We start from the raw sequence: 18618 nt of genomic DNA, 5'->3' as shown, positions 1-18618 counted from the left end.
CCGGAGACTTCGTTGTCCACGCCCATCGACTTCACGTTGCGCACGCCCGCAACATTCGCCGCCGCCGGCTGGCTGCGCCGCCATCCGGGCCTCGCGCTCGCCGCCGTCTATCTGCTGCTGAACGTGGTCGCCGTCGTCGCTCCCGGCTGGCTCGCGCACTGCGACCCGCTGGCGGCCGATCCGCTGTCCGCGCAGCTCGGCAGCAGCGCCGAGCACTGGCTCGGCACCGATCAGCTCGGCCGCGACATCTTCTCGCGGGTCGTGTACGGCGCCCGCTACTCGCTGTCGATCAGCGCGGCCGCGATCGGCGTCGCGACGCTGTTCGGCACCGCGCTCGGGCTGTTCGCCGGCCTCGCGCGCGGCTGGCTCGACGAGCTGATCACGCGCCTGCTCGACGTCGTGTCCGCGTTCCCCGACCTGCTGCTCGCACTGATGCTGATCTCGTTCACCGGCCCCGGCGCGGTCAACCTCGTGTTCGCGCTCGGCGTCGCGTCGGTGCCGCGCTTCGCACGCGTGGTGCGCGCGCAGACCTTCGTCGTCGCGGCGTCCGGCTATGTCGAGCACGCGCGCACGCTCGGCCTCGCGCCGGCGGTACTGGTGTGGCGACACGTGCTGCCGCATGCGATCGCGCAGGTGCCGGTGCTCGCGACGATCGGGCTGGGCACCGCGATCATCGGCACGTCGGGACTGAGCTTTCTGGGAATGGGACCGCAACCGCCCGCCGCGGAATGGGGATTGATGCTCGCCGAGGGCCGCAACTATCTGTACAACGCGTGGTGGATCGCGGTATGGCCCGGCCTCGCGATCACCGCAGCCGTGATCGCCGTGAATGCGCTCGGCGGCTACTGGCAGGCGCGTTTCGAACACCGGGAGGCAGCATGAGAACGCCTGATGCCGTTGCGCGCGCAACGACTTCCACCGCCGCGCCGCTGGCCCGCATCGAGCGCCTGACGATCGCGTTTCGCGGGCCGCGAGGCACTCGGGCCGTCGTCGGCCCGCTCGACCTTGCCGTGCATGCCGGCGAATGCGTCGCGCTCGTCGGCGAGTCGGGCTCCGGCAAGTCGGTCACCGCACGCAGTCTGGTCGGGCTGAACGGCCCGCACGCGGTGATCGACGCTGCCCGGTTCGAGATCGCCGGTGCCGATGCGCGCGGCCATCGCGAGCGCGACTGGCGCGCGATACGGGGCCGCCGGATCGGCTACGTGCTGCAGGATGCGCTGGTGTCGCTCGACCCGCTATGGCGCGTGCGCGACCTCGTCGCGGAGGCGTTGCACGATACGCGTCGGCGCGACGTCGCCGCGCGCAGCGCCGACCTGCTGCGCTCGGTCGGCATCGACGATCCCGAGCGACGGCTGCCGCAGTATCCGCATCAGTTGTCGGGCGGCTTGCGGCAGCGCGTGCTGATCGGCACCGCGATCGCGGGCGGCGCATCGCTGCTGATTGCCGACGAGCCGACCACGGCGCTGGACATGACCGTACAACGCCAGATCTTGTCGCTGCTGCGTGCGCGGCGGGACGCCGGCGACGCGATCCTGCTGATCAGCCACGACCTCGCGGTCGTCGCGGATCTGGCCGATCGCGTGCTCGTGATGCGCGCGGGTCAGGTCGTCGAACAGGGGCCGGCACGCGACGTGCTGAGCGCACCGGCGCATCCGTACACGCGTGCGTTGCTCGCGGCGATTCCGACCGCCGCGTCACGCGGGTTCCGGCTCGCGAGCGCCGAGCGCGTTCCGCTGCCGCCGAAGCGCATCGACGCGCAGGCCCCGGTGCTGGCCGTCGACGCGCTGACGAAACGCTATGGCGGGCGCGATGCGCCGGCCGCCGTCGACGGCGTGTCGTTCTCCCTCGCGCGCGGCGAGACGCTCGGCATCGTCGGTGAATCCGGCTCAGGAAAATCGACGGTCGCGCGGATCGTGCTCGGGCTCGTCGAACCCGACGCCGGTACCGTCACGCTCGACGGCCAGCCGTGGAACGGCGTGCCGGAAGCCGCGCGGCGCGCCCGCCGCGCACGGCTGCAACTGATCGCGCAGGACCCGTACAGTTCGTTCGATCCACGCTATTCGGTCGGCCGGATCATCGGCGAAGGGCTCGACGCGGTCGGTATTCACGGCGAGGCGCGCCGTCGCCGCGTGCTGCAACTGCTCGACGAAGTGCAGCTCGGGGCCGCATGCTTCGATCGGTATCCGCGTGAATTGTCCGGCGGCCAGCGGCAGCGCGTCGCGATCGCCCGCGCGTTCGCGTCCAATCCGGCGCTACTCGTCGCGGACGAACCGGTCAGCGCGCTCGACGTGTCGATCCAGGCGCAAGTGCTCGACCTGCTCGCCGATCTGCAGGCCGAACACGGCACCGCGATGCTGTTCATCTCGCACGATCTGGGCGTGGTGCATCACGTGGCCGACCGGATTCTCGTGATGCGGCGCGGCCGCGTGGTCGAAAGCGGCCCGGTCGCGCAGGTATTCGACGCACCGTCGCACCCGTATACCGCGTCGCTTCTGGACGCACTGCCGACGCTGCCCGGCGCGGCCGCCGCACCGACACTCGCCGCGCTCGCATGACGGCTGCCCGCCCTCGTCGAACCGCCGTATTGCGCTGATCGACCGCCGGTTCTCGCCGTCAGGTCCATCTCGGCGCGATCACGCGGAGCGATATCGCGCGGGATCGAACCGCCCGCCGCCCGCGCGCCAACCGCGCGTCATCGCCCGATCGGCAACCCGGTCGGTTCGATCCAGCCGAGCTTGTACGCGATCAGCAGCGACAGGAACAACGTGACCGACAATCCCACGCGCGCGGCGAGCGACCAGGCCATCCGCTTGGATTTGCCGCGATCGTGATTCATGAAGTACAGCGCGAAGATCAGGCTCGCGATGATCATCGCGAATGCCACAGAAACCAGCAGGGTTTTCATTGCCGTTGCCTTTGAAGATCCGAATCGGCCTGAATCAGTTCGGCCAGTTTTTGCCGCTCGTCGGCGACGCCGCCGACACCCGATGCCGGCCAGTCCAGCGCGACGCCGTTGCCCAGCGAATCGCGCACGAGCGCCTGGTAGCGCCGGTCGTTGATCGTGCCGTGCTCCATCGTGTCCGAGATCTCGCGTCGAAACGGCAGCGGGAAACTTGCATACCCGCGCGACAGCGCCGCATATTGTCTCGCATCGATTTCTTTCGACGAGGGTATGACGGTCCAGATCACCACGGCGACGATGGCCGTGAACGGGATCGCCGTATAGCGAAGGATGAACTTGATCGGGGTCATGAAGCGGTGAGCAGAAGGGAATCGCGAGCAAGCGCCGCTCGGCGGCGAAACAGCCAGCCGGCGGTGCATCGCGTCATTGTACTGAAAGCACCATCCTGCCAACAGAGTATGATAATGACATTATCATGTTCATCACATGATTCGACAGCCCCGGGATCCGGCGCAAGCAGCGTGCCCGTCACGTCATCCGCACCGGTTTTCCGCCCGTACCCGCGAATCCGCGACGATCGAGCGAAGCCCTTATGCCAGCGCAGTACTTTCGAAACCTGACGGGAAAACACCGCAGCGCGACCGCGAACCGCCAGCTCGGGTTTTCGCTCGCGTTCGTCGCCGGCGCGGCCAATGCCGGCGGCTTTCTCGCGGTCAAGCAATACACGTCGCACATGAGCGGCATCGTGTCGGCGATCGCCGACCAGACGGCGCTCGGCGACGTGCGGCTCGCGCTCGCCGGCATCAGCTCGCTGGGGTCGTTCCTGATCGGCGCCAGTTGCTCGGCGATCCTCGTCAACTGGGGGCGCCGCCGCGGGCTGCACAGCCAGTTCATGCTGCCGCTGCTGGTCGAAGCCGCGCTGCTGTTGCTGTTCGGGCTGCTCGGCAGCCACCTCGCGCTGTGGGAAACGTTCTTCGTGCCGGTAACCGTGACGTTGCTGTGCTTCATCATGGGGCTGCAGAACGCGACGATCACGAAGCTGTCCGGTGCGGAAATCCGCACGACGCACATAACGGGCATCGTGACCGATCTCGGCATCGAGCTCGGGAAGCTGTTCTACTGGAATCGGTCGGCCATCGACGTCGACGCGCACGCGGTAATCGCCAACCGTTCGAAACTGAGGATACACGCGACGATGCTCGCGTCGTTCTTCATCGGCGGCCTGGCCGGCGCCATCGGCTTCAAGCATGTGGGCTACGTATCGACCGTGCCGCTCGCCGCGGTGCTCGTCACGCTCGCGATCGTGCCGGTGCTCGACGACCTGTTCGCGCTGCTGCGCAGCAAGCGCTGATCGTTCGCCACGCGCGGCGCTTGCTGCGCTTCGAGTGTCGAGCCGAAAGCGCATCGATTATAATTTGATTAACATACTGATCACTCTCGCCTCGTCATGGAAACGAAAACCGCCCGCCTGACCGTCCTGATCGATCCCGCGAAGAAAGAAGCCTTCGAGATGCTCTGCGCGGAGCAGGATCTTACGCCGTCGCAAGTCGTGCGGCAGTTGATCCGCGAATATCTCGACCGGCACGGCGTCACGTACAAGACCCGCAGCGCGATCGGCAAGCGCGTGAAGTAAGCGCGGCCGCAAAGGCGCGCGGCGCCGGCGCGGTAGCCACGGCGCCCCAGCCCCCGCCACCGTTACGCGCCGATCTCCCAACGTTCGTGCGACTGCGCACGCCACACCAGCCGCCGCGGATCGATGCTCTCGCCGTGCTTCATCCGCCTCGCGGTGGCGGCCAGCTTGAGTTCGCCGGCCAGCGGGCACGCGAGCGCCCGCTCCAGCAGGATACGCAACGACGGCAGCCGGCTGCCGTCCTTCCACGCGAATGCAACGAAGTTGTTGTCGTCGCCGCACGGCACCAGCGCATACGACGAGCCGAATACCGATCGCAACTGCTCGAGGTGCTGCGGCAATGCCGGATCATCATCCATGAAGTTGATCGCGAGCACGCCGGCTTCGCTCAGGCGCGCGCGGCACGCATCGAGGAACGTGCCGCCCGTACAGCGACCGCGCATGCCGTCGGCGACGAATGCATCGTGCAGGATCACGTCCGTGCGCACATCCGCCCGTTCCAGATGATCGGCGCCGTCGGCGCAGATCACGCGAAAGCGCGCGTCATCGGCAGGAATCTTGAACACGTCGCGCAGCGCGATCACGTCCGGATTGATCTCGACCGCGTCGATCGACGTGCGGGGCAGGTGGCGGTAGCAGTACTTCGCGAGCGACCCGCCGCCGAGCCCGAGCATGCAGATGTGTGCGGGCTCGGCCTGCAGCAGCAGAAAACCCATCATCACGCGCGTATAGCCGAGCGCGAGCCGCACCGGATCGCGCAGCGACATGAAGCTCTGGGTACCGAGATGATCGAAGTGCAGCGAGACCGCGTGCTGCGTCTCCAGCACGAAGGGCCGGCCGTCGTTCAGCGGCGTCGCCAGGAACCTGACGAACGCGTCGTAGGAAATTCGATCCTCGGCCATGTGCGGGTAATCGGCTGACGAGCAGCGGCTGGAAAAACAGCGGATGAAAACGCGGATGCAACGGTCGCCTGGACCGTGCGCTCAGACCTTCTTCAGATAGCACGCCTTCAGCATGAAGCCGCCCATGTCGGTCTTGCAGTCGACTTCGTGATCGCCGCCGACGAGCCGGATGCTCTTGACCTTGGTGCCCATCTTCAGCGTGATCGACGAACCCTTCACGCGCAAGTCCTTGATCAGCACGACCGAATCGCCGTCCGACAGCACGTTGCCGTTCGCATCCTTGACGACGTCGCCTGCCGGTTCGTCGCCGGCCTCGGCGCCGGCGTCGGCCGACCATTCATGGCCGCAGTCCGCGCACACGGTTAGCGCGCCGTCCGGGTAAGTGTTTTCCATCGCGCATTGCGGGCAGGCAGGGGCGTTCATTGCAGCTTCCATTCGGAGAGGGGTTCGGGTCGATCGACGATGCCGGGCGAGCACATTGCGCGCCCGGAGGCGCGGCCGCTCGCCCCCGCCGGCAGTGCCACGGGCCGGCATCGGCGCACACGGCATTATAATACAATTCACATGATCTGGCCGATGCATTATAATCGCCCACTTCCGACAATCCGCGAACTTGAATGCGCCTTCGCAGCGGATGTCGGCACGTTCGCGCCGAATGGCGCGTGCAATCCGCCCGGCCGGCGCCCCGCGACCCTGCGGGAAATCGTGACACGCCGGCCGCCCGATGTCCGCAACACGTGCGCAACCGTGCACCGTGCATGTCGTGCACCGCCCCGCCCACCCGTCCGGAGGCTTTCCAGCATCGTGGCAACCGTTGTGTACGTTGAAATCGGCCCCGCATGGAACCGCAATCGCGGCCGCGCCGCGCGCGACGCGGCGGTCGACGCGGCACGCCGTTTCGACAGCGACATCCAGCTGATCGCGAACGGACACCGCAGCAACGCAAAAGACAGCGGCGCGATCGCGTCGCTGCAGGTTCACGGCGGCACGTCGGCGCAGGTGCTCGCCACCGGCCCCGACGAGGAAGCGGCGCTGCACGCGCTGCTGCCGTTGCTGCAAGCAAGCTGACGCATGCGCCGACGATCCCGCGGCCACGCGCCGTCCATCCCGAAACGCCATTTCCCGAGGAAGCGATGAACGAGACTCTCACGCCCAACACCCCCAACCTGTCGGCCTCCGCGATCTGGGCGCTCGAACGCCTCGCCGATGTTCGCTACGGCCGCGACGCGCCGGCGCTCGGCTGGTCGATTGCGCGGGAGCTCGTCAACGCCGGGTTCGTCAGCCATCCCGCGCACGGGCGCTCCGGCGCGTCGATCACGGCCGAAGGGCGCTCCTTTCTGAAAAGCCGCAAGTAACCCCTGCCGGTACGGGCGCGATCCCGCGTGGGGCGCGACGCGCGGGCGCGTCGATGGCTGCCGCCAGGCAGCGGGCCGCCCGCTCGCCGCAGCCGATGTTCGCGAAGGCGGTCACGACACGCATTCGCCACACGGCCGCGCACGGCCCGCATGCGTCCAGCGCCCCGCGTGACGCGCCAGCCCGCGACATCGTCACGCGAGCCGGTCCATGCGGGCACCGCCGAACCCCGGCCATCCGCGCGATGCGCACGCTACCCCGATGCGGGCGGGGAATTGCGTCCGCATCGCCGTTTACGCGGTATCGTACGGGACCCAAGCGCGGCGCCCTGCGTCGCCGTCCTTCCTCATGGAACGCCCGATGACAATCAGTGCCGTGCCACCCGTCTCGTCCCCGCCCGTTCTCGACACGCCACGCCTGATCCTCGAAGGCCACCCGCTCGGCGACTTCGACGCACTCGCCGCGATGTGGGCGGAGCCCGGCGTCGTCGCGCACATCTTCAACGGCACGCCTTCCACGCCGCGCGACTCGTGGATGCGCATGCTCGCGTATCGCGGGCTGTGGCCGCTGCTCGGCTATGGGTACTGGGCGATTCGGGAAAAGGCGTCGGGCCGGTATGTCGGCGATCTCGGCTTCGCGGATTTCCACCGCAACATCGAGCCGTCGATTCGCGGCGTGCCGGAGGCCGGCTGGGCGCTGGCGACGTGGGCGCAAGGCAATGGCTATGCGACCGAGGCGCTCGCGACCGCGCTCGCATGGCTCGACGCGCAGCAGCGATTCGAGCGCAGTGTGTGCCTGATCGCGCCGACCAACGTCGCGTCGATCCGGGTCGCGGAGAAAGCCGGTTACGGCGCGCCGCAGCGCATCCGCTTCAACGACGCGGAGTCGCTGATGTTTTCGCGCAAGAGTCGATAGGTTTGGCGAACCGGCGGGCGAGTCAGTCGGCGGCCGGTTCGTAGCAATGCATGAAGAGGCCGTCGTCCATCGGCCAGCAGTTACCGCATTCGTCGCGCAGGATCCAGTCGCCCGGCTTCACCGAACGCCAGCCTTCCGGCGTCGCGACCGCCCACCCGCCGTGACGGCGCTCCACCCGTTCATGGTCGCCGTCGGCGAACCACCGCGTTGCATCGACGCGACCGGTGCGTTTCTTGAATTTCATTCCACCACCGAAGGAAACGAATCTTGGTGTCGCGTGGCCGCGGCGCCGACATCGGGCAACCGCTGCTGCGCCCTCAGTGCGTTCGTTGCCAAGCGGGTTTCGTGCAATGCTTTCCAGCCCTCCGCGATCAGCGCCTCCAGCGTGTCGCGCGCGACCGTGGAGATCCGAACGTCCATCTCCTGCACCTTCATCAGCGCCGACACGACCGTGGCCGGTTGATTGGGTGCAAGCGCAACGATGAACACCGAACGCATCTCGGCGGCCCGGACGGCCTCGTTCCAGTCGGCACGCGCCACCGCGGCTTCGATGGCGTGCGTGAATGCATCGAGACGCTGGACGACTTGCAACGGCGTCATGTCGTTTCCCCGTGAATGTTTCGTACTGTCCGCTTGCGGGCACCGTCCGGAGCCGGCGCGGCGTCGATTCGACCCACGCGCATCCGGTTCCGCACGCGAGCAGCATGACGCGACGTGCCATCGAAGCAGCCAATCGATGCGAGCGGGAAACAGATGCAATCGCAGTATGCGACGCGCGTCAGTCAGGTTCGGGAATTGTAGGGAGCAGGATGCCCGGACGTCGGTAATATTTTGTAATGATATGTCGACTAACCTTGCCTGGCCTGGGTTCGGCCGGGACGAACGAGGTGCGCGGACGCCGGACTGACGCAAACGTTTTCGTCTGAAGGATGCCTGCTCGCGCATCGTCGCGAGCGCCGCGCCGGATCTCGCATCGACCCGTTTCGGCCGCACGCGCGGCCCCGCCTCGCTCACCCCGCGCGTTCCGCCCGGCGGCGGCGATCCCCCCATAGCTAAGCTCACCGAACGATCCAGAATTCACCACATTCCGCTGGAATGTTGCGCAGTATCATCCACGTCGCTTCGGCTACGACGCGTTCGGACTGGGCCTGACCGCTCGCCACCTTCCCGTTTTGCCCCTTCGTTTAGCGATGCCCATCCGAATCCTGCTCGTCGAAGACGACGTCCCGCTGTCCGCGCTGATCGCCGATTATCTGCGCAAGCATCATTACCTGGTGGAAACGCTGTTCGACGGCGCCGGCGCGGTGCCGGCGATCGTCGCGAGCCGCCCCGACCTCGTGCTGCTCGACGTCAACCTGCCGGGCAAGGACGGCTTCGAGATCTGCCGCGAGGCGCGCATGCACTACGACGGCATCGTGATCATGGTGACCGGCCGCGACGAGCCGTTCGACGAATTGCTCGGCCTGGAACTCGGCGCGGACGACTTTCTCCGCAAGCCGGTCGAGCCGCGCCTGCTGCTCGCGCGGATCAAGGCGCAGTTGCGGCGCACACGCGTGCCGACGGGCGACCTCGTGCCCGATTCTCCGCAGCGATACGTATTCGGCAAATTCTCGATCGACCGGACCGACCGCCGCGTACATCTTCCGGACGGCAGCATGCCGCGCCTGACGTCGACCGAATTCGACCTGCTGTGGGCCCTCGCGTGCCGCGCGGGCGAGGTGGTCAGCCGGGAAGACCTGACGCTGCTGCTGCGCGGCATCGCGTTCGACGGCCTCGATCGTTCGATCGACGGCCGTATCTCGAAGCTGCGCCGCAAGCTGCGCGACGACGCGAACGAACCGAAACGGATCAAGACCATCCGCTCGAAGGGCTATCAGTTCAGCAAGCACGCGTGGGATTGAGGCCGCGCGAGCGCGATCCGCGAGGTCCGGCCCGCGCTCGCGGCTATCGCGCGCGGGCCGCATCCGTACGCGTACCCGCGTCCGTATCCGTGCCCGGGCCCGCCTGCCATCCGCCGCCGAGCGCCTTGTACAGCGCGACGAGATCGGTGGTCGTCTGCAACGCGCCCTGCTCGGCCTGCTGCCGGCCCTCCGACCATTGCCGCTCGGCGTCCAGCACGTCGAGGAACGGCGACAACCCCTTCCGGTACCGATCGCGCGCGAGGTCCAGCGCGCCCTGTTCGGCCCGCACCGCATCGTCGAGCGCGGCCGCGCGAGCCTGGTCGGTGCGGTACACGGCCAGCGCATTGTCGACGTCGCGCAGCGCGACGAGCACGGCCTGCCGGTAGGCAAGCGCCGCTTCGGCCTGGCGCGCCTGCGACAGCCGCAGGTTCGACACGAGCGCGCCGCCGGAAAAAATCGGCAGCGATACGGCCGGCCCGAACGCATAGAACAGGTGCGACCAGTGCGCGAGCTCGCGCACGTGCGACGCGCGCAGGCCGACCTGCCCCGTCAGGGAAATGTCCGGATAGAACTGCGCGACCGCGACGCCGACGTCGGCGGTGGCCGCATGCAGCTCGGCCTCCGCGCGGCGGATGTCGGGGCGCCGGCGCGCGAGCGTCGACGGCAGGCCGACCGGCACGGTCGGCGGCACGTCCGGCAACGCGCGCGGCGCGGCAAGCCAGTCGTCGAGCGCGCCCGGCGCGCCGCCGACCAGATACGCGAGACCGTTGCGCAACAGCACGATCTGCTGGTCGAACTGCGGCAGTTGCGCGCGGATCTGCGCGAGCCGCGCGTCGGCGCTGCGCACGTCGAGATCGCTCGCGAGACCGTGCGCGGCCTGCTCACGCGTCAGGTCGAGCAGTTCGCGCTGCGCGCGTTGCAGATCGTCGGCCAGCGCGCGCTGTGCTTGCGCGCCGCGCAGTTGCAGATAGGTTTGCGCGACTTCGGCCTCGAGCGACAGCAGCGCATCGTCGCGGCTCGCGACCGCCGCGCTCGTCTGCGCGCCGGCTGCTTCGACCGAGCGGCGCACGCGGCCGAACAGATCCAGCTCCCACGATGCGTCGAACCCGGCCTGCCACAGGTTGACCGGCGATTCGAGCGCATCGAGCGCGCCGCGCGCGCCCTGCTGCACGCTTGCGCCGGTGCCCGGCCCGAACCGGTCGAGCGGCGAGCCCGGCGCGCCGAGACGATCGACGCGCTGGTCGATGCCCTGCTCCTCGACGATGCCTTTCAGGCCGAGCTGCTCGCGCTGGTAGCTCGCATTCGCACGCACGTCCGGCAAGCCCTGTGCGGCGGCCGCGCGAACCTGCGCGCGCGCCTGCGCGATGCGCAGCACGGCGGCCTGCACGTCGAGGTTGTCGTGCGCCGCGCGCTCGACGAGCTGGTCGAGCAGCGGATCGCCGAACGCGCGCCACCAGCGCGGATCCGGATCGGCATCGACCGTCGGCGACGACCGTGCGGCCACGCCGGACGCGGGAGCCGCCGCCTGCCCATCCGCCCGCATCGCATGCCAGGTGTCCGGGACGTCCGCTTTCGGCGGCTTGTAGTCGGGGCCGACGGTGCAGCCCGCGACGATGGCGCATCCCGCGAATAACGTCACCGCGCGGCACACGATGGAGTGAATCAGGCGGCGGCTACGATTGTCCCGATGCATGCGCATGTCAATGCCCTCCCGCGCCGCCCGCGGCCTTCGCCGGCGAAAACAGGAACGTCAGCGGAATGCTGAACGCGCAGAACACCGCGAGAATCGCGAACACGTCGATATACGCGAGGATCGTCGCCTGCGCGATGAACGTCTCGTACAGCCGCCCGGTGGCCGTCTGCAGCGCGGACGACGGCGGCGCGCCCGTCAGCGCGCCCACCGTGCGCGCGTTCTGCTGCAGCGCATCCTGGAAGTTCTGCGACAGCGTCGACATGTGCGTGGACAGATGTGCCATGCGCGCCTGCGTGCGCTCGCGGATCAGCGCGGTCGACACCGAGATGCCGATCGAACCCGCGACGTTGCGGAACATCGTGAACAGCGCGGACGCGTCGTCGTTGAGCCGCTGCGGCACGGTCAGGTAGGCGAGCGTCGTGATCGGCACGAACATGAAGCCGATCGCGAGCGACTGCGCGCACCGGATCATCATCAGGTGCGTGTAGTCGATGTCCGGCACCAGCGTGCGCGAATAGATCAGCGAACCGCACAGCAGCACGAAGCCGAACCCGACCAGATAGCGCGTCTGCACGTGCGGCATCAGCCGGCTCACGAGCGGAATCTCGAGCGTGATCAGCAGCGCGCCGGGCGACAGCACGAGCCCCGCGAGCGTCGCCGTGTAGCCGAGACGCTGCTGCGCGAGCTGCGGCACGATCACCGCGCTGCCGTACAGCACGGCCGCGAAGGTCGCGATCGTCACGCAGCCGAGCGCGAAATTGCGGTCGCGCAGGCACGACAGGTCGACCACCGGCTTCTTCGTGCGCAGCAGCCACAGCGTCGCGCCGATCAGCCCGAGCGCGGACAGCACGGCGAAGACGCGGATGAAGTTCGAGCCGAACCAGTCTTCATCCTCGCCGCGATCGAGCATCACCTGCAGGCAGCCGAGCCCGATCGCGATCAGCCCGATGCCGATGTAGTCGATGGAAATTCCGCGTTCGGCGCCGCGCCGCCACGGCGGATCTTCGACGAGCTGCATCACCGCGAGCACGGTGAGCGCGCCGATCGGCACGTTGAGCAGGAACACCCAGCGCCACGAGAAATGGTCGGTGATCCAGCCGCCGAGCGTCGGCCCGAGCACCGGCGCGACGACGATCGCGATCGCCGAGATCGAGAACGCGCGGTTGCGCTGCGCGGGCGGGAACGTATCGAGGATGATCGACTGCTGGTTCGGCTGCAGCCCGCCGCCGAACAGCCCCTGCAGCACGCGGAATACGATCAGTTCGCCGAGGTTGGTCGCGACGCCGCACAGGAACGAGCACACGGTGAACGCGGCGATGCACAGCAGGAAGTAGCGCTTGCGGCCGAGCAGGCGCCCGAGGAACCCCGAGATCGGCAGCACGATGCCGTTCGCGACGAGATACGACGTGAGCGTCCAGGTCGCCTCGTCGTAGCTCGCCGACATCGTGCCGGCGATGTGCGGCAGCGCGACGTTGACGATCGTCGTGTCGAGCACTTCCATGAACGCGGCGAGCGTGACGACGATCGCAATGAGCCACGGGTTCGCGGCGGGACGCCACGCACCATCGGATGCGCCGCTGCGGTCGGGCGGCCGGTTCATCGGCGGGCCTCGCGATGCAAGAACGGCATGCGGGTATCGGGCATCGGATCGCTCCGGTCGAAACCGGCCGCGGCACGGCGGCCGATCATTTCAGGTGGACGGTCGGCACGGCCGACAGGCCGAGACCGAGCGGCGGACGGTTCGGCAGCGGGCCGTCGAGCACGATCTTCACCGGCACGCGCTGCACGATCTTCACGAAATTGCCGGTCGCGTTCTCGGTCGGGAATGCGGAGAAGCGCGAGCCGCTGCCGAGCTGGATGCTGTCGACGTGGCCGTGCAGATCGAGATCGGGATACGCGTCGACCGACACGTCGACGCGGTCGCCGACGCGCATCCGCTCGAGCTGCGACTCCTTGAAATTCGCGGTGATCCACACGCGCGGCGTGACGATCGAGAAGATCGACGTGCCCGCTTGCAGGAACGAGCCCAGTTGCACGTTGCGCCGCGTGACCCAGCCGTCGGACGGCGCGCGCATCTCGCAGTACGACAGGTTCAGGCTGGCCGTCTCGAGCTGCGCGCGCGCCTGCAGCACCTGCTGGCGGCGTTCCTCGACGGCCGTCTCGGCCTGCCGGATCTGCTGCGGCACGAGGCTCGCGGTGCGCGCCTGCGCCTGGGCCATCGCGACGTTCGCGTCGGCGGTCGCGCGCTGCGCGTCGGCCGCGTCGATCGCCTGCTGCGAGGTTGCGCGCGCATCGACCGCCCGCTGCCGCGCCTGCGCGGCGAGCGCCTGTCGATACGCGGCTTCCGCCGATTCGATCTGCGCGCGCGCCTGCCGGTACTGGGCCGGATACTGCACGCGTGCGATATCGAGCTGCACGCGCGCCGCGTCGAGCTGCGCCTGCGCGAGGCCGAGCTGCGCCTGCGCCGCGTCGACCTGTGCGCGGTAGTCGCGCGGATCGATCTCGACGAGCACGTCGCCGCGCCGCACGAACGTGTTGTCGTCGACCGCCAGCCGCGTCACGTAGCCGGACACGTGCGGCGCGACCGCGACCGCGTTGCCGTCGGTGTATGCATCGTCGGTGCTCTCCTGGTTGCGCGTCGCGAACCACCATACGAGCCCGCCGACGAGCAGCACGAACACCACCGCCCCGAGGATGATCAGCGGCTTCTTGCCCGGCCGCTTGTGTTCGCCTTCGCCGTTGTCGCCGTCTCCGTCGCCGCCGGTGCGGCCGCCGCGATCGTCGTGCGGATGGTGATCGCCGCCACCGCCGCCCGGCGCGTCGGTCGGCCGCTCGCCGTTGCCGTCCGGCGTGGCGCCCGAGCCGCCGGCGCCGGACTGGCCGTCGCCTGCCCGCGCGACGGCGGGCGGCCGGCGCTCGAACGCCGGCCAGGGCACGCGCAGCGGCGTCGACGGTACGACGCCGGCCATCGCCGGCGCAAGCGCGTCCGGCGCGCCGGCGCCGTACCGACCGGACGTCAACGCGCGCCGGAACACGACGCCGAATCGCTTACGAACGGATAACGGGCACAAGATCGCATCGGGCATGAAACGGGGCTCCAGGCGGCGGGCGCGGGCGTCATTGCCCGCGCCGGCCTCAAGCGCGCGGTCAAGCAAACAGCGGGCCCGGCCACGTGCTCCGTTCGACCGCGGCACGCCCGATGCGCGATGCGTACGCATCCACCGCCCCGACAGGACGCCCGAACCATGACACGCTCGACCTCACTCGACACCGACACACGCGACGAGGATCGCGGCGACAGCACGCCCGGCCCCGAGGGCAAGCGCCGCGGCACGACCACGCCGCCGCCGCGCACTGCGCACGACCCCGCCGAAGGCAAGCCGGTCGGGACGGAAAACGGGACGCCGCCGCGTCGCGCGCCGTCCGGCGAACACGGCGACGCGTGATCGCCGCGCGTCGCGCTGTCCGTCCGCCCTGCTGAAGCGGCCGCACGGAACGGCGGCAGAAATGACAAGCCGTTGAAAATTCGCGGACGGCGATCGACGAGTTCGCCCGAATCGTTCACACGCCGTCCTGCGTGAGCACGACACAGGAACGCACATTGCGGCACAGGCGGATGGATCTTTCAATCACCGGCCGCCTGCCCTGCATGACGCTACCCGACCCGTCCGATTTCCCTGTTCGCGCGGTGCCGCTCGCGCCGCTGGCGAAGGAACGCGCCACGATCGTCTGCCTGCGCAACCGGCGCGTGCTGCTGGTTGCCCGCGGGCGATCGTCGCGCTGGACGCTGCCTGGCGGCGTGATCCGGCGCGGCGAATCGGCGCTCGACGCCGCGCATCGCGAACTGCGGGAGGAAACGGGGCTCGCCGATCTCGAACTCGCATATTTCTTCTACGTGGACGGCAGCGTGAAGCGCCATCACGTGTTCGTCGCGAACCTGCCGCGCGGCGCGCATGCGTGCCCGGGCCGCGAAATCGCGCTGTGCCGCTGGGTCGGCATCGACGCGGTGTCGCACTGGCCGGCAAGCGCGCCGACGCAGCGCATCATCCGTCAGTTCGCGGGCCTGTGCACCGCCAGCGGCTTGCAACCTGACGCGCTCACGCGTCCTTCGTCTCGTTGAGCCCGGCGACCGGCGGCTGAGGATCGCGCGCGAGCCCTTGCGCGAACACCTTCAACCCTTCGAGCAGCGGCGTCAGCGCATCCCACAGCGCCTCGTCGTGCAGCAGCCGATAGACGCCGCGCACGCCGGGCGCGACATGCTCGTGCTGCGCCGGCTGCCACGCGCCCACGTGATGGAGCGCGTCGGCCGCCGCGAATGCGGCGCGACCGAACTGTTCCGGCGGAATGCGCGACAGCGCCGTCACGAGCATCGCGAGATTCTGCATGCCGCTCTGCATGCCGGGCTTGTCGAGCGCAGCGACGAACGTGTCGGCGAGCCGCGCGTTCGCGCTGACGACCTCGTTCGCGAAGCGCAGGAAGCCGTGCCGATGCAGGCTGCCGAGCAGGTGTTCGAGCGCGTCGTGCGCGCCGGGCTCCGGCTGCAGCGGCATCGTATCGGGGGGCTGGCGTTCGGTCATGGGCTTGCTCCGGTTGAGGCGCCACGCCAGACGGCCGTCGTACCGGCAGCCGCGGTGCGCCGAATGCGTGTCGTACGCGTTCGCCGGCCCCCGCCGGGGCGGGCAGCCGTGGCCGCGTCAGTGCGAATGACCGTGCGGCGGCGCCTTGTATTCGCTGCGCGCGCCCATTGCGTCCTCGACGAGATGCACGCCATGCAGCGCGGCGACGCCGTCGATCAGCGCCTGCCGTTCGGCCTCCTCGACCTGTCCGGTCAGGCACACGTTACCGTGCTCGACGCTCACGTCGATGTCGCGCGGGCGACCGACCAGGTGGCCGAGCGCCGCACGCACGCGCTCGGCGACCTGCACGTCGTCCGCATCGCCCGCGAGCCAGTCGGCCCGCAGGCCGGCGATCGCGCCGCGCGCATGGTCGGCCGCCCGCTTCACCTGCGTATTCGCATAGTCGGCCACGCCGTGCCGGCCCGCGACCGCCTTGTCGCGCAGATAGGCACGACGACGCCGGCCGGACGACGGATCGAGGAAGTACATCGCGGCCGCCCCGCAGGCGACGGCCACCGCGAGATTCAACAACGGATTCGAAGGCGTTCTGGCGTTCATGGTGGCACCCTAGGCAATACCCGGGACGACCGGGCTTCGTTTCGACGTGCAGCACGTGCCGTTCCCCGCTGCGAGCGTCGCGTACACGCGGTCGCGCCGCGACGCGGCGCCGGAAACGACAAGCGTTTGAAAAATCATCGGGCGCGCATCGCTCGATCGGCCCTTCAGGCGATCACGATTCGGGCGGCGTGTCGGCCGTTTCCGCGCGCTTCCCGCCCGGCTCGTCGTCGCCGCGTTCGGCCGCGCGCTGCGCCATTTCGACGTAGGTCTGCGCCAACGCGCGCAACTCTTCTTCCGACGCATCCTCGATCCCGATCAGCCGGTCGCTCGCCGCGCGCGTGACCGCGAGCAGTTCGTCGAGCTTCAGGTGCAACGCCACGCTGTCGCGATTCTGGTTGCGCTGCAGCAGGAACACCATCAGGAACGTGATGATCGTGGTGCCGGTATTGATGACGAGCTGCCACGCGTCGGAGTAATGAAACACGGGCCCGCTCGCGAGCCACAGCACGGTGATGGCGACCGCGCTGCCGAATGCCACCGGCGAGCCGGCCCAGGTCGTCACACCCGATGCAAAACGTTCGAACGCGCGGGTGACGGCGTGCCCGGCCGGCCGGGAACCGGCGCCGGGCTCGCACGTCGTGTCGCGACGATCGCTCGGTGGTTCGTTGGGTTCGCGCATGAATGCCTCCGGATTCGATGGTCTGTCTGAATACACGCATGAACCGCCGCAGCGCCCGCCACGAGTCGGTCGCAAGCCGGCGGCTTGGGGGTCGGTCCCGTGCGCGCCGTCGACACAAGCATCACGCGTGCCCGGCCCGAACGCCCGTGCGCGCCTTACCGGGGCGCGTGCGTGTCCTCGTCGTCCGGGAAATAGCGCGTGTCGGTCAGTTGCGCGATGCCGTCGAGATCCGGAAAGATCGTCGCGATGCTCACGCCGACGCCCGCGAGCTCCTGCCGGATCGTCGCGAACCGCGCGCCCGGCACGACGATCCGAATGAGGCGACCGGCGAGGTCCGCATGCTCGTCGAGCGGCACGAAGCGCTCGGCGCCGGCGTCGTAGCAGTGGATCGTGAACCAGCCATCCTGCGCGGTGATCCTCGGCATCACGTGGCGCGGCCGGAACACCTTCGTGCGCGTGACCTGCAGCGGCGCGCGCCGTTCGGCGGCGGTCGCGATGTCGTCGGCGTCGTGCGACAGGCACCACACCACGCCGTCTCCGCCCGATTCGCTCGCGCGCCTGACCGCGAACCACAGCGCGGCCAGCGCGTTGCCGGACCAGTCGAGCAGACGCGTGCGCATCCCGTGCTGCTGCGCGAGCGCGAGCCAGTCGCACGCATCGAGGTTCTGCCCGGGTTCGAGATGCGGCAACGCGCGCCGCGTGAATTCGTCGAGCATCCGCGCTTCGACGTCGGGCGACGCGCGCTGCCGCGCGATACCCGGCACGAGCGGCCAGCCCGCGTTGCACTGGCCGCGAAAAAGCCGCAGCGCCATCGTCTGCCGCTGCGCGCCGATCACGGCCATGTAGTCGGCCACGCTGTCGATCGAGCGATCTTCGGCCACACCCTTATCGTCCATGCATCGTGCCTCCTGCCACGGCTGCCCGGGCTCGCGGCCATTGCGTCGGCGCGGGTCCGGGAGCGCGGCTTGCCGGATGCCAAACCGCCGGACCAGCCGGCTGCGTATCGACGTATCGCATCGCGGTTCACGGCGCCTTGCCGCGCTCCTTCTGCCAGCGCTCCATCAACGCGATCTCGTCGCGCTGCGCGGCGACGATCCGGCTTGCGAGCTGCCGCAGCGTCGGGTCCTTGCCGTATTTGAGTTCGACCTGCGCCATGTCGATCGCGCCCTGGTGATGCGGCGCCATGTGCGCGACGAAATCGCGGTCGGCGTCGCCGGTGTACGGCGCGCTCTCCATCGCTTCCATCATCTTTCGATCGGCGCGCTTGAACGCCTGCGTGGACGTGTCGGGCACGCTGGCGGGGTTCGGCGGGCGCAACTGTGCCGCCGCCGACAGCGCCGACGCGCACGCGGCCAGCAGCGCGCAGGCCGCACAGCGGCGTATGAATGAACGGTTGAATGCAGGCATGAGACGATTCCTCGACAAGAAGGTGAATGGATCGCGTGCGGCATCGTCGCTCGCACGCGTCG

Annotated in this window: 24 protein-coding genes; 10 read left to right on the top strand and 14 right to left on the bottom strand. The window is 69.1% G+C overall.

The annotated features are described in order from the left end of the window. The first annotated feature begins 12 nt into the window (after positions 1–12). Both CFB81_RS31820 and CFB81_RS31815 read left to right on the top strand, forming a co-directional pair. Positions 13–882 carry an ABC transporter permease gene (locus CFB81_RS31820; protein ID WP_089437791.1) on the top strand — a complete coding sequence of 290 codons (870 nt, stop codon included), beginning with the start codon at positions 13–15 and terminating at the stop codon, positions 880–882. Continuing rightward, entirely contained in the window at positions 879–2555 is a 1677-nt protein-coding gene (locus CFB81_RS31815) for an ABC transporter ATP-binding protein (RefSeq protein ID WP_089437790.1), read from the top strand. The genes CFB81_RS31820 and CFB81_RS31815 overlap by 4 nt, the downstream gene beginning before the upstream one ends. A 137-nt stretch (positions 2556–2692) precedes the next feature. Here CFB81_RS31815 and CFB81_RS31810 read toward each other — a convergent pair whose 3' ends face one another. Both CFB81_RS31810 and CFB81_RS31805 read right to left on the bottom strand, forming a co-directional pair. Next, positions 2693–2905, bottom strand: coding sequence for a twin transmembrane helix small protein (locus CFB81_RS31810; protein WP_006489184.1), 213 nt, complete (start codon positions 2903–2905; stop codon positions 2693–2695). Continuing rightward, positions 2902–3252 (bottom strand): hypothetical protein, encoded by a 351-nt coding sequence (locus tag CFB81_RS31805; protein ID WP_050017815.1) that lies wholly within the window; start codon positions 3250–3252, stop codon positions 2902–2904. The genes CFB81_RS31810 and CFB81_RS31805 overlap by 4 nt, the downstream gene beginning before the upstream one ends. Before the next feature lie 242 nt (positions 3253–3494). Between CFB81_RS31805 and CFB81_RS31800 the strand changes: the two genes are divergently transcribed. Both CFB81_RS31800 and CFB81_RS31795 read left to right on the top strand, forming a co-directional pair. Beyond that, positions 3495–4253 (top strand): YoaK family protein, encoded by a 759-nt coding sequence (locus CFB81_RS31800; RefSeq protein ID WP_069616929.1) that lies wholly within the window; start codon positions 3495–3497, stop codon positions 4251–4253. Between the two features lie 96 nt (positions 4254–4349). Then, the gene (locus CFB81_RS31795; protein ID WP_006489181.1) at positions 4350–4535 is read left to right on the top strand and encodes a ribbon-helix-helix protein, CopG family; all 186 of its coding nucleotides are present in this window, start codon (positions 4350–4352) and stop codon (positions 4533–4535) included. Positions 4536–4597: 62 nt separating this feature from the next. Here CFB81_RS31795 and CFB81_RS31790 read toward each other — a convergent pair whose 3' ends face one another. Together CFB81_RS31790 and CFB81_RS31785 are read right to left on the bottom strand one after the other, a co-directional pair. After that, entirely contained in the window at positions 4598–5434 is an 837-nt protein-coding gene (locus CFB81_RS31790; RefSeq protein WP_089437789.1) for a spermidine synthase, read from the bottom strand. A gap of 81 nt (positions 5435–5515) precedes the next feature. Then, the gene (locus CFB81_RS31785; protein ID WP_006498247.1) at positions 5516–5869 is read right to left on the bottom strand and encodes a zinc ribbon domain-containing protein YjdM; all 354 of its coding nucleotides are present in this window, start codon (positions 5867–5869) and stop codon (positions 5516–5518) included. Between the two features lie 129 nt (positions 5870–5998). On the opposite strand from CFB81_RS31785, the gene CFB81_RS36735 reads away from it, so the two are divergent. From CFB81_RS36735 to CFB81_RS31770, 3 genes are all read left to right on the top strand, one after another. Beyond that, positions 5999–6502, top strand: a complete 504-nt coding sequence (locus CFB81_RS36735; RefSeq protein ID WP_256976397.1) for an HPr family phosphocarrier protein — start codon at positions 5999–6001, stop codon at positions 6500–6502. 65 nt (positions 6503–6567) lie between these two features. After that, positions 6568–6789 (top strand): hypothetical protein, encoded by a 222-nt coding sequence (locus tag CFB81_RS31775; protein WP_050017811.1) that lies wholly within the window; start codon positions 6568–6570, stop codon positions 6787–6789. A 346-nt stretch (positions 6790–7135) separates the two neighbouring features. Continuing rightward, entirely contained in the window at positions 7136–7702 is a 567-nt protein-coding gene (locus CFB81_RS31770) for a GNAT family N-acetyltransferase (protein WP_069616932.1), read from the top strand. Positions 7703–7724: 22 nt separating this feature from the next. On the opposite strand, the gene CFB81_RS31765 is transcribed toward CFB81_RS31770, so the two are convergent. Both CFB81_RS31765 and CFB81_RS31760 read right to left on the bottom strand, forming a co-directional pair. Next, positions 7725–7946: a hypothetical protein gene (locus CFB81_RS31765; protein ID WP_089437788.1), complete on the bottom strand. Its 222-nt coding sequence runs from the start codon at positions 7944–7946 to the stop codon at positions 7725–7727. Next, the gene (locus CFB81_RS31760; RefSeq protein WP_089437787.1) at positions 7943–8302 is read right to left on the bottom strand and encodes a hypothetical protein; all 360 of its coding nucleotides are present in this window, start codon (positions 8300–8302) and stop codon (positions 7943–7945) included. The genes CFB81_RS31765 and CFB81_RS31760 overlap by 4 nt, the downstream gene beginning before the upstream one ends. Positions 8303–8892: 590 nt before the next feature. On the opposite strand from CFB81_RS31760, the gene CFB81_RS31755 reads away from it, so the two are divergent. Continuing rightward, complete coding sequence (locus CFB81_RS31755) at positions 8893–9603, top strand: response regulator (protein WP_089437786.1); 711 nt, start codon at positions 8893–8895, stop codon at positions 9601–9603. Positions 9604–9646: 43 nt separating this feature from the next. On the opposite strand, the gene CFB81_RS31750 is transcribed toward CFB81_RS31755, so the two are convergent. From CFB81_RS31750 to CFB81_RS31740, 3 genes are all read right to left on the bottom strand, one after another. Next, complete coding sequence (locus CFB81_RS31750) at positions 9647–11302, bottom strand: efflux transporter outer membrane subunit (RefSeq protein ID WP_089437785.1); 1656 nt, start codon at positions 11300–11302, stop codon at positions 9647–9649. A gap of 1 nt (position 11303) precedes the next feature. After that, positions 11304–12896, bottom strand: a complete 1593-nt coding sequence (locus CFB81_RS31745) for a DHA2 family efflux MFS transporter permease subunit (RefSeq protein WP_069616936.1) — start codon at positions 12894–12896, stop codon at positions 11304–11306. A gap of 85 nt (positions 12897–12981) precedes the next feature. Then, positions 12982–14382: an HlyD family secretion protein gene (locus tag CFB81_RS31740; protein WP_089437784.1), complete on the bottom strand. Its 1401-nt coding sequence runs from the start codon at positions 14380–14382 to the stop codon at positions 12982–12984. Positions 14383–14541: 159 nt separating this feature from the next. Between CFB81_RS31740 and CFB81_RS31735 the strand changes: the two genes are divergently transcribed. Together CFB81_RS31735 and CFB81_RS31730 are read left to right on the top strand one after the other, a co-directional pair. Next, entirely contained in the window at positions 14542–14742 is a 201-nt protein-coding gene (locus tag CFB81_RS31735) for a hypothetical protein (protein WP_089437783.1), read from the top strand. Between the two features lie 203 nt (positions 14743–14945). After that, on the top strand, positions 14946–15416 hold the full coding sequence (locus CFB81_RS31730; protein ID WP_069617013.1) for an NUDIX hydrolase: 471 nt from the start codon (positions 14946–14948) through the stop codon (positions 15414–15416). Here CFB81_RS31730 and CFB81_RS31725 read toward each other — a convergent pair. From CFB81_RS31725 to CFB81_RS31705, 5 genes are all read right to left on the bottom strand, one after another. Further along, positions 15394–15873 carry a hypothetical protein gene (locus tag CFB81_RS31725; RefSeq protein WP_089437782.1) on the bottom strand — a complete coding sequence of 160 codons (480 nt, stop codon included), beginning with the start codon at positions 15871–15873 and terminating at the stop codon, positions 15394–15396. The two genes, CFB81_RS31730 and CFB81_RS31725, sit on opposite strands and share 23 nt — an antisense overlap. 117 nt (positions 15874–15990) lie before the next feature. Next, entirely contained in the window at positions 15991–16470 is a 480-nt protein-coding gene (locus tag CFB81_RS31720) for a BON domain-containing protein (RefSeq protein ID WP_089437781.1), read from the bottom strand. A 172-nt stretch (positions 16471–16642) separates the two neighbouring features. Then, positions 16643–17149, bottom strand: a complete 507-nt coding sequence (locus CFB81_RS31715; RefSeq protein ID WP_069616941.1) for a low affinity iron permease family protein — start codon at positions 17147–17149, stop codon at positions 16643–16645. Positions 17150–17304: 155 nt separating this feature from the next. Beyond that, entirely contained in the window at positions 17305–18045 is a 741-nt protein-coding gene (locus CFB81_RS31710) for an FRG domain-containing protein (RefSeq protein ID WP_089437780.1), read from the bottom strand. 127 nt (positions 18046–18172) lie between these two features. Next, entirely contained in the window at positions 18173–18556 is a 384-nt protein-coding gene (locus tag CFB81_RS31705; RefSeq protein WP_069617014.1) for a DUF305 domain-containing protein, read from the bottom strand. Positions 18557–18618 lie beyond the last annotated feature (62 nt).

The organism is Burkholderia sp. AU28863 (assembly GCF_002223195.1).
In the GTDB taxonomy this organism is placed as follows: Bacteria; Pseudomonadota; Gammaproteobacteria; order Burkholderiales; family Burkholderiaceae; genus Burkholderia; species Burkholderia sola.
Note: the sequence above shows the minus strand (reverse complement) of the source record. Positions and strands in the feature narration are given on the sequence as shown.

Excerpts from the sequence above, each read along its gene's own strand:
- CFB81_RS31810 (WP_006489184.1), bottom strand. The coding sequence starts at position 2,905 with ATGAAAACCCTGCTGGTTTCTGTGGCATTCGCGATGATCATCGCGAGC.
- CFB81_RS31705 (WP_069617014.1), bottom strand. The coding sequence starts at position 18,556 with ATGCCTGCATTCAACCGTTCATTCATACGCCGCTGTGCGGCCTGCGCG.
- CFB81_RS31770 (WP_069616932.1), top strand. The coding sequence starts at position 7,136 with ATGGAACGCCCGATGACAATCAGTGCCGTGCCACCCGTCTCGTCCCCG.
- CFB81_RS31790 (WP_089437789.1), bottom strand. The coding sequence starts at position 5,434 with ATGGCCGAGGATCGAATTTCCTACGACGCGTTCGTCAGGTTCCTGGCG.
- CFB81_RS31730 (WP_069617013.1), top strand. The coding sequence starts at position 14,946 with ATGACGCTACCCGACCCGTCCGATTTCCCTGTTCGCGCGGTGCCGCTC.
- CFB81_RS31745 (WP_069616936.1), bottom strand. The coding sequence starts at position 12,896 with ATGAACCGGCCGCCCGACCGCAGCGGCGCATCCGATGGTGCGTGGCGT.
- CFB81_RS31785 (WP_006498247.1), bottom strand. The coding sequence starts at position 5,869 with ATGGAAGCTGCAATGAACGCCCCTGCCTGCCCGCAATGCGCGATGGAA.
- CFB81_RS31795 (WP_006489181.1), top strand. The coding sequence starts at position 4,350 with ATGGAAACGAAAACCGCCCGCCTGACCGTCCTGATCGATCCCGCGAAG.
- CFB81_RS31715 (WP_069616941.1), bottom strand. The coding sequence starts at position 17,149 with ATGCGCGAACCCAACGAACCACCGAGCGATCGTCGCGACACGACGTGC.
- CFB81_RS31760 (WP_089437787.1), bottom strand. The coding sequence starts at position 8,302 with ATGACGCCGTTGCAAGTCGTCCAGCGTCTCGATGCATTCACGCACGCC.
- CFB81_RS31815 (WP_089437790.1), top strand. The coding sequence starts at position 879 with ATGAGAACGCCTGATGCCGTTGCGCGCGCAACGACTTCCACCGCCGCG.
- CFB81_RS31740 (WP_089437784.1), bottom strand. The coding sequence starts at position 14,382 with ATGCCCGATGCGATCTTGTGCCCGTTATCCGTTCGTAAGCGATTCGGC.
- CFB81_RS31765 (WP_089437788.1), bottom strand. The coding sequence starts at position 7,946 with ATGAAATTCAAGAAACGCACCGGTCGCGTCGATGCAACGCGGTGGTTC.
- CFB81_RS31750 (WP_089437785.1), bottom strand. The coding sequence starts at position 11,302 with ATGCGCATGCATCGGGACAATCGTAGCCGCCGCCTGATTCACTCCATC.
- CFB81_RS31805 (WP_050017815.1), bottom strand. The coding sequence starts at position 3,252 with ATGACCCCGATCAAGTTCATCCTTCGCTATACGGCGATCCCGTTCACG.
- CFB81_RS36735 (WP_256976397.1), top strand. The coding sequence starts at position 5,999 with ATGATCTGGCCGATGCATTATAATCGCCCACTTCCGACAATCCGCGAA.
- CFB81_RS31735 (WP_089437783.1), top strand. The coding sequence starts at position 14,542 with ATGACACGCTCGACCTCACTCGACACCGACACACGCGACGAGGATCGC.
- CFB81_RS31725 (WP_089437782.1), bottom strand. The coding sequence starts at position 15,873 with ATGACCGAACGCCAGCCCCCCGATACGATGCCGCTGCAGCCGGAGCCC.
- CFB81_RS31720 (WP_089437781.1), bottom strand. The coding sequence starts at position 16,470 with ATGAACGCCAGAACGCCTTCGAATCCGTTGTTGAATCTCGCGGTGGCC.
- CFB81_RS31775 (WP_050017811.1), top strand. The coding sequence starts at position 6,568 with ATGAACGAGACTCTCACGCCCAACACCCCCAACCTGTCGGCCTCCGCG.
- CFB81_RS31755 (WP_089437786.1), top strand. The coding sequence starts at position 8,893 with ATGCCCATCCGAATCCTGCTCGTCGAAGACGACGTCCCGCTGTCCGCG.
- CFB81_RS31710 (WP_089437780.1), bottom strand. The coding sequence starts at position 18,045 with ATGGACGATAAGGGTGTGGCCGAAGATCGCTCGATCGACAGCGTGGCC.
- CFB81_RS31800 (WP_069616929.1), top strand. The coding sequence starts at position 3,495 with ATGCCAGCGCAGTACTTTCGAAACCTGACGGGAAAACACCGCAGCGCG.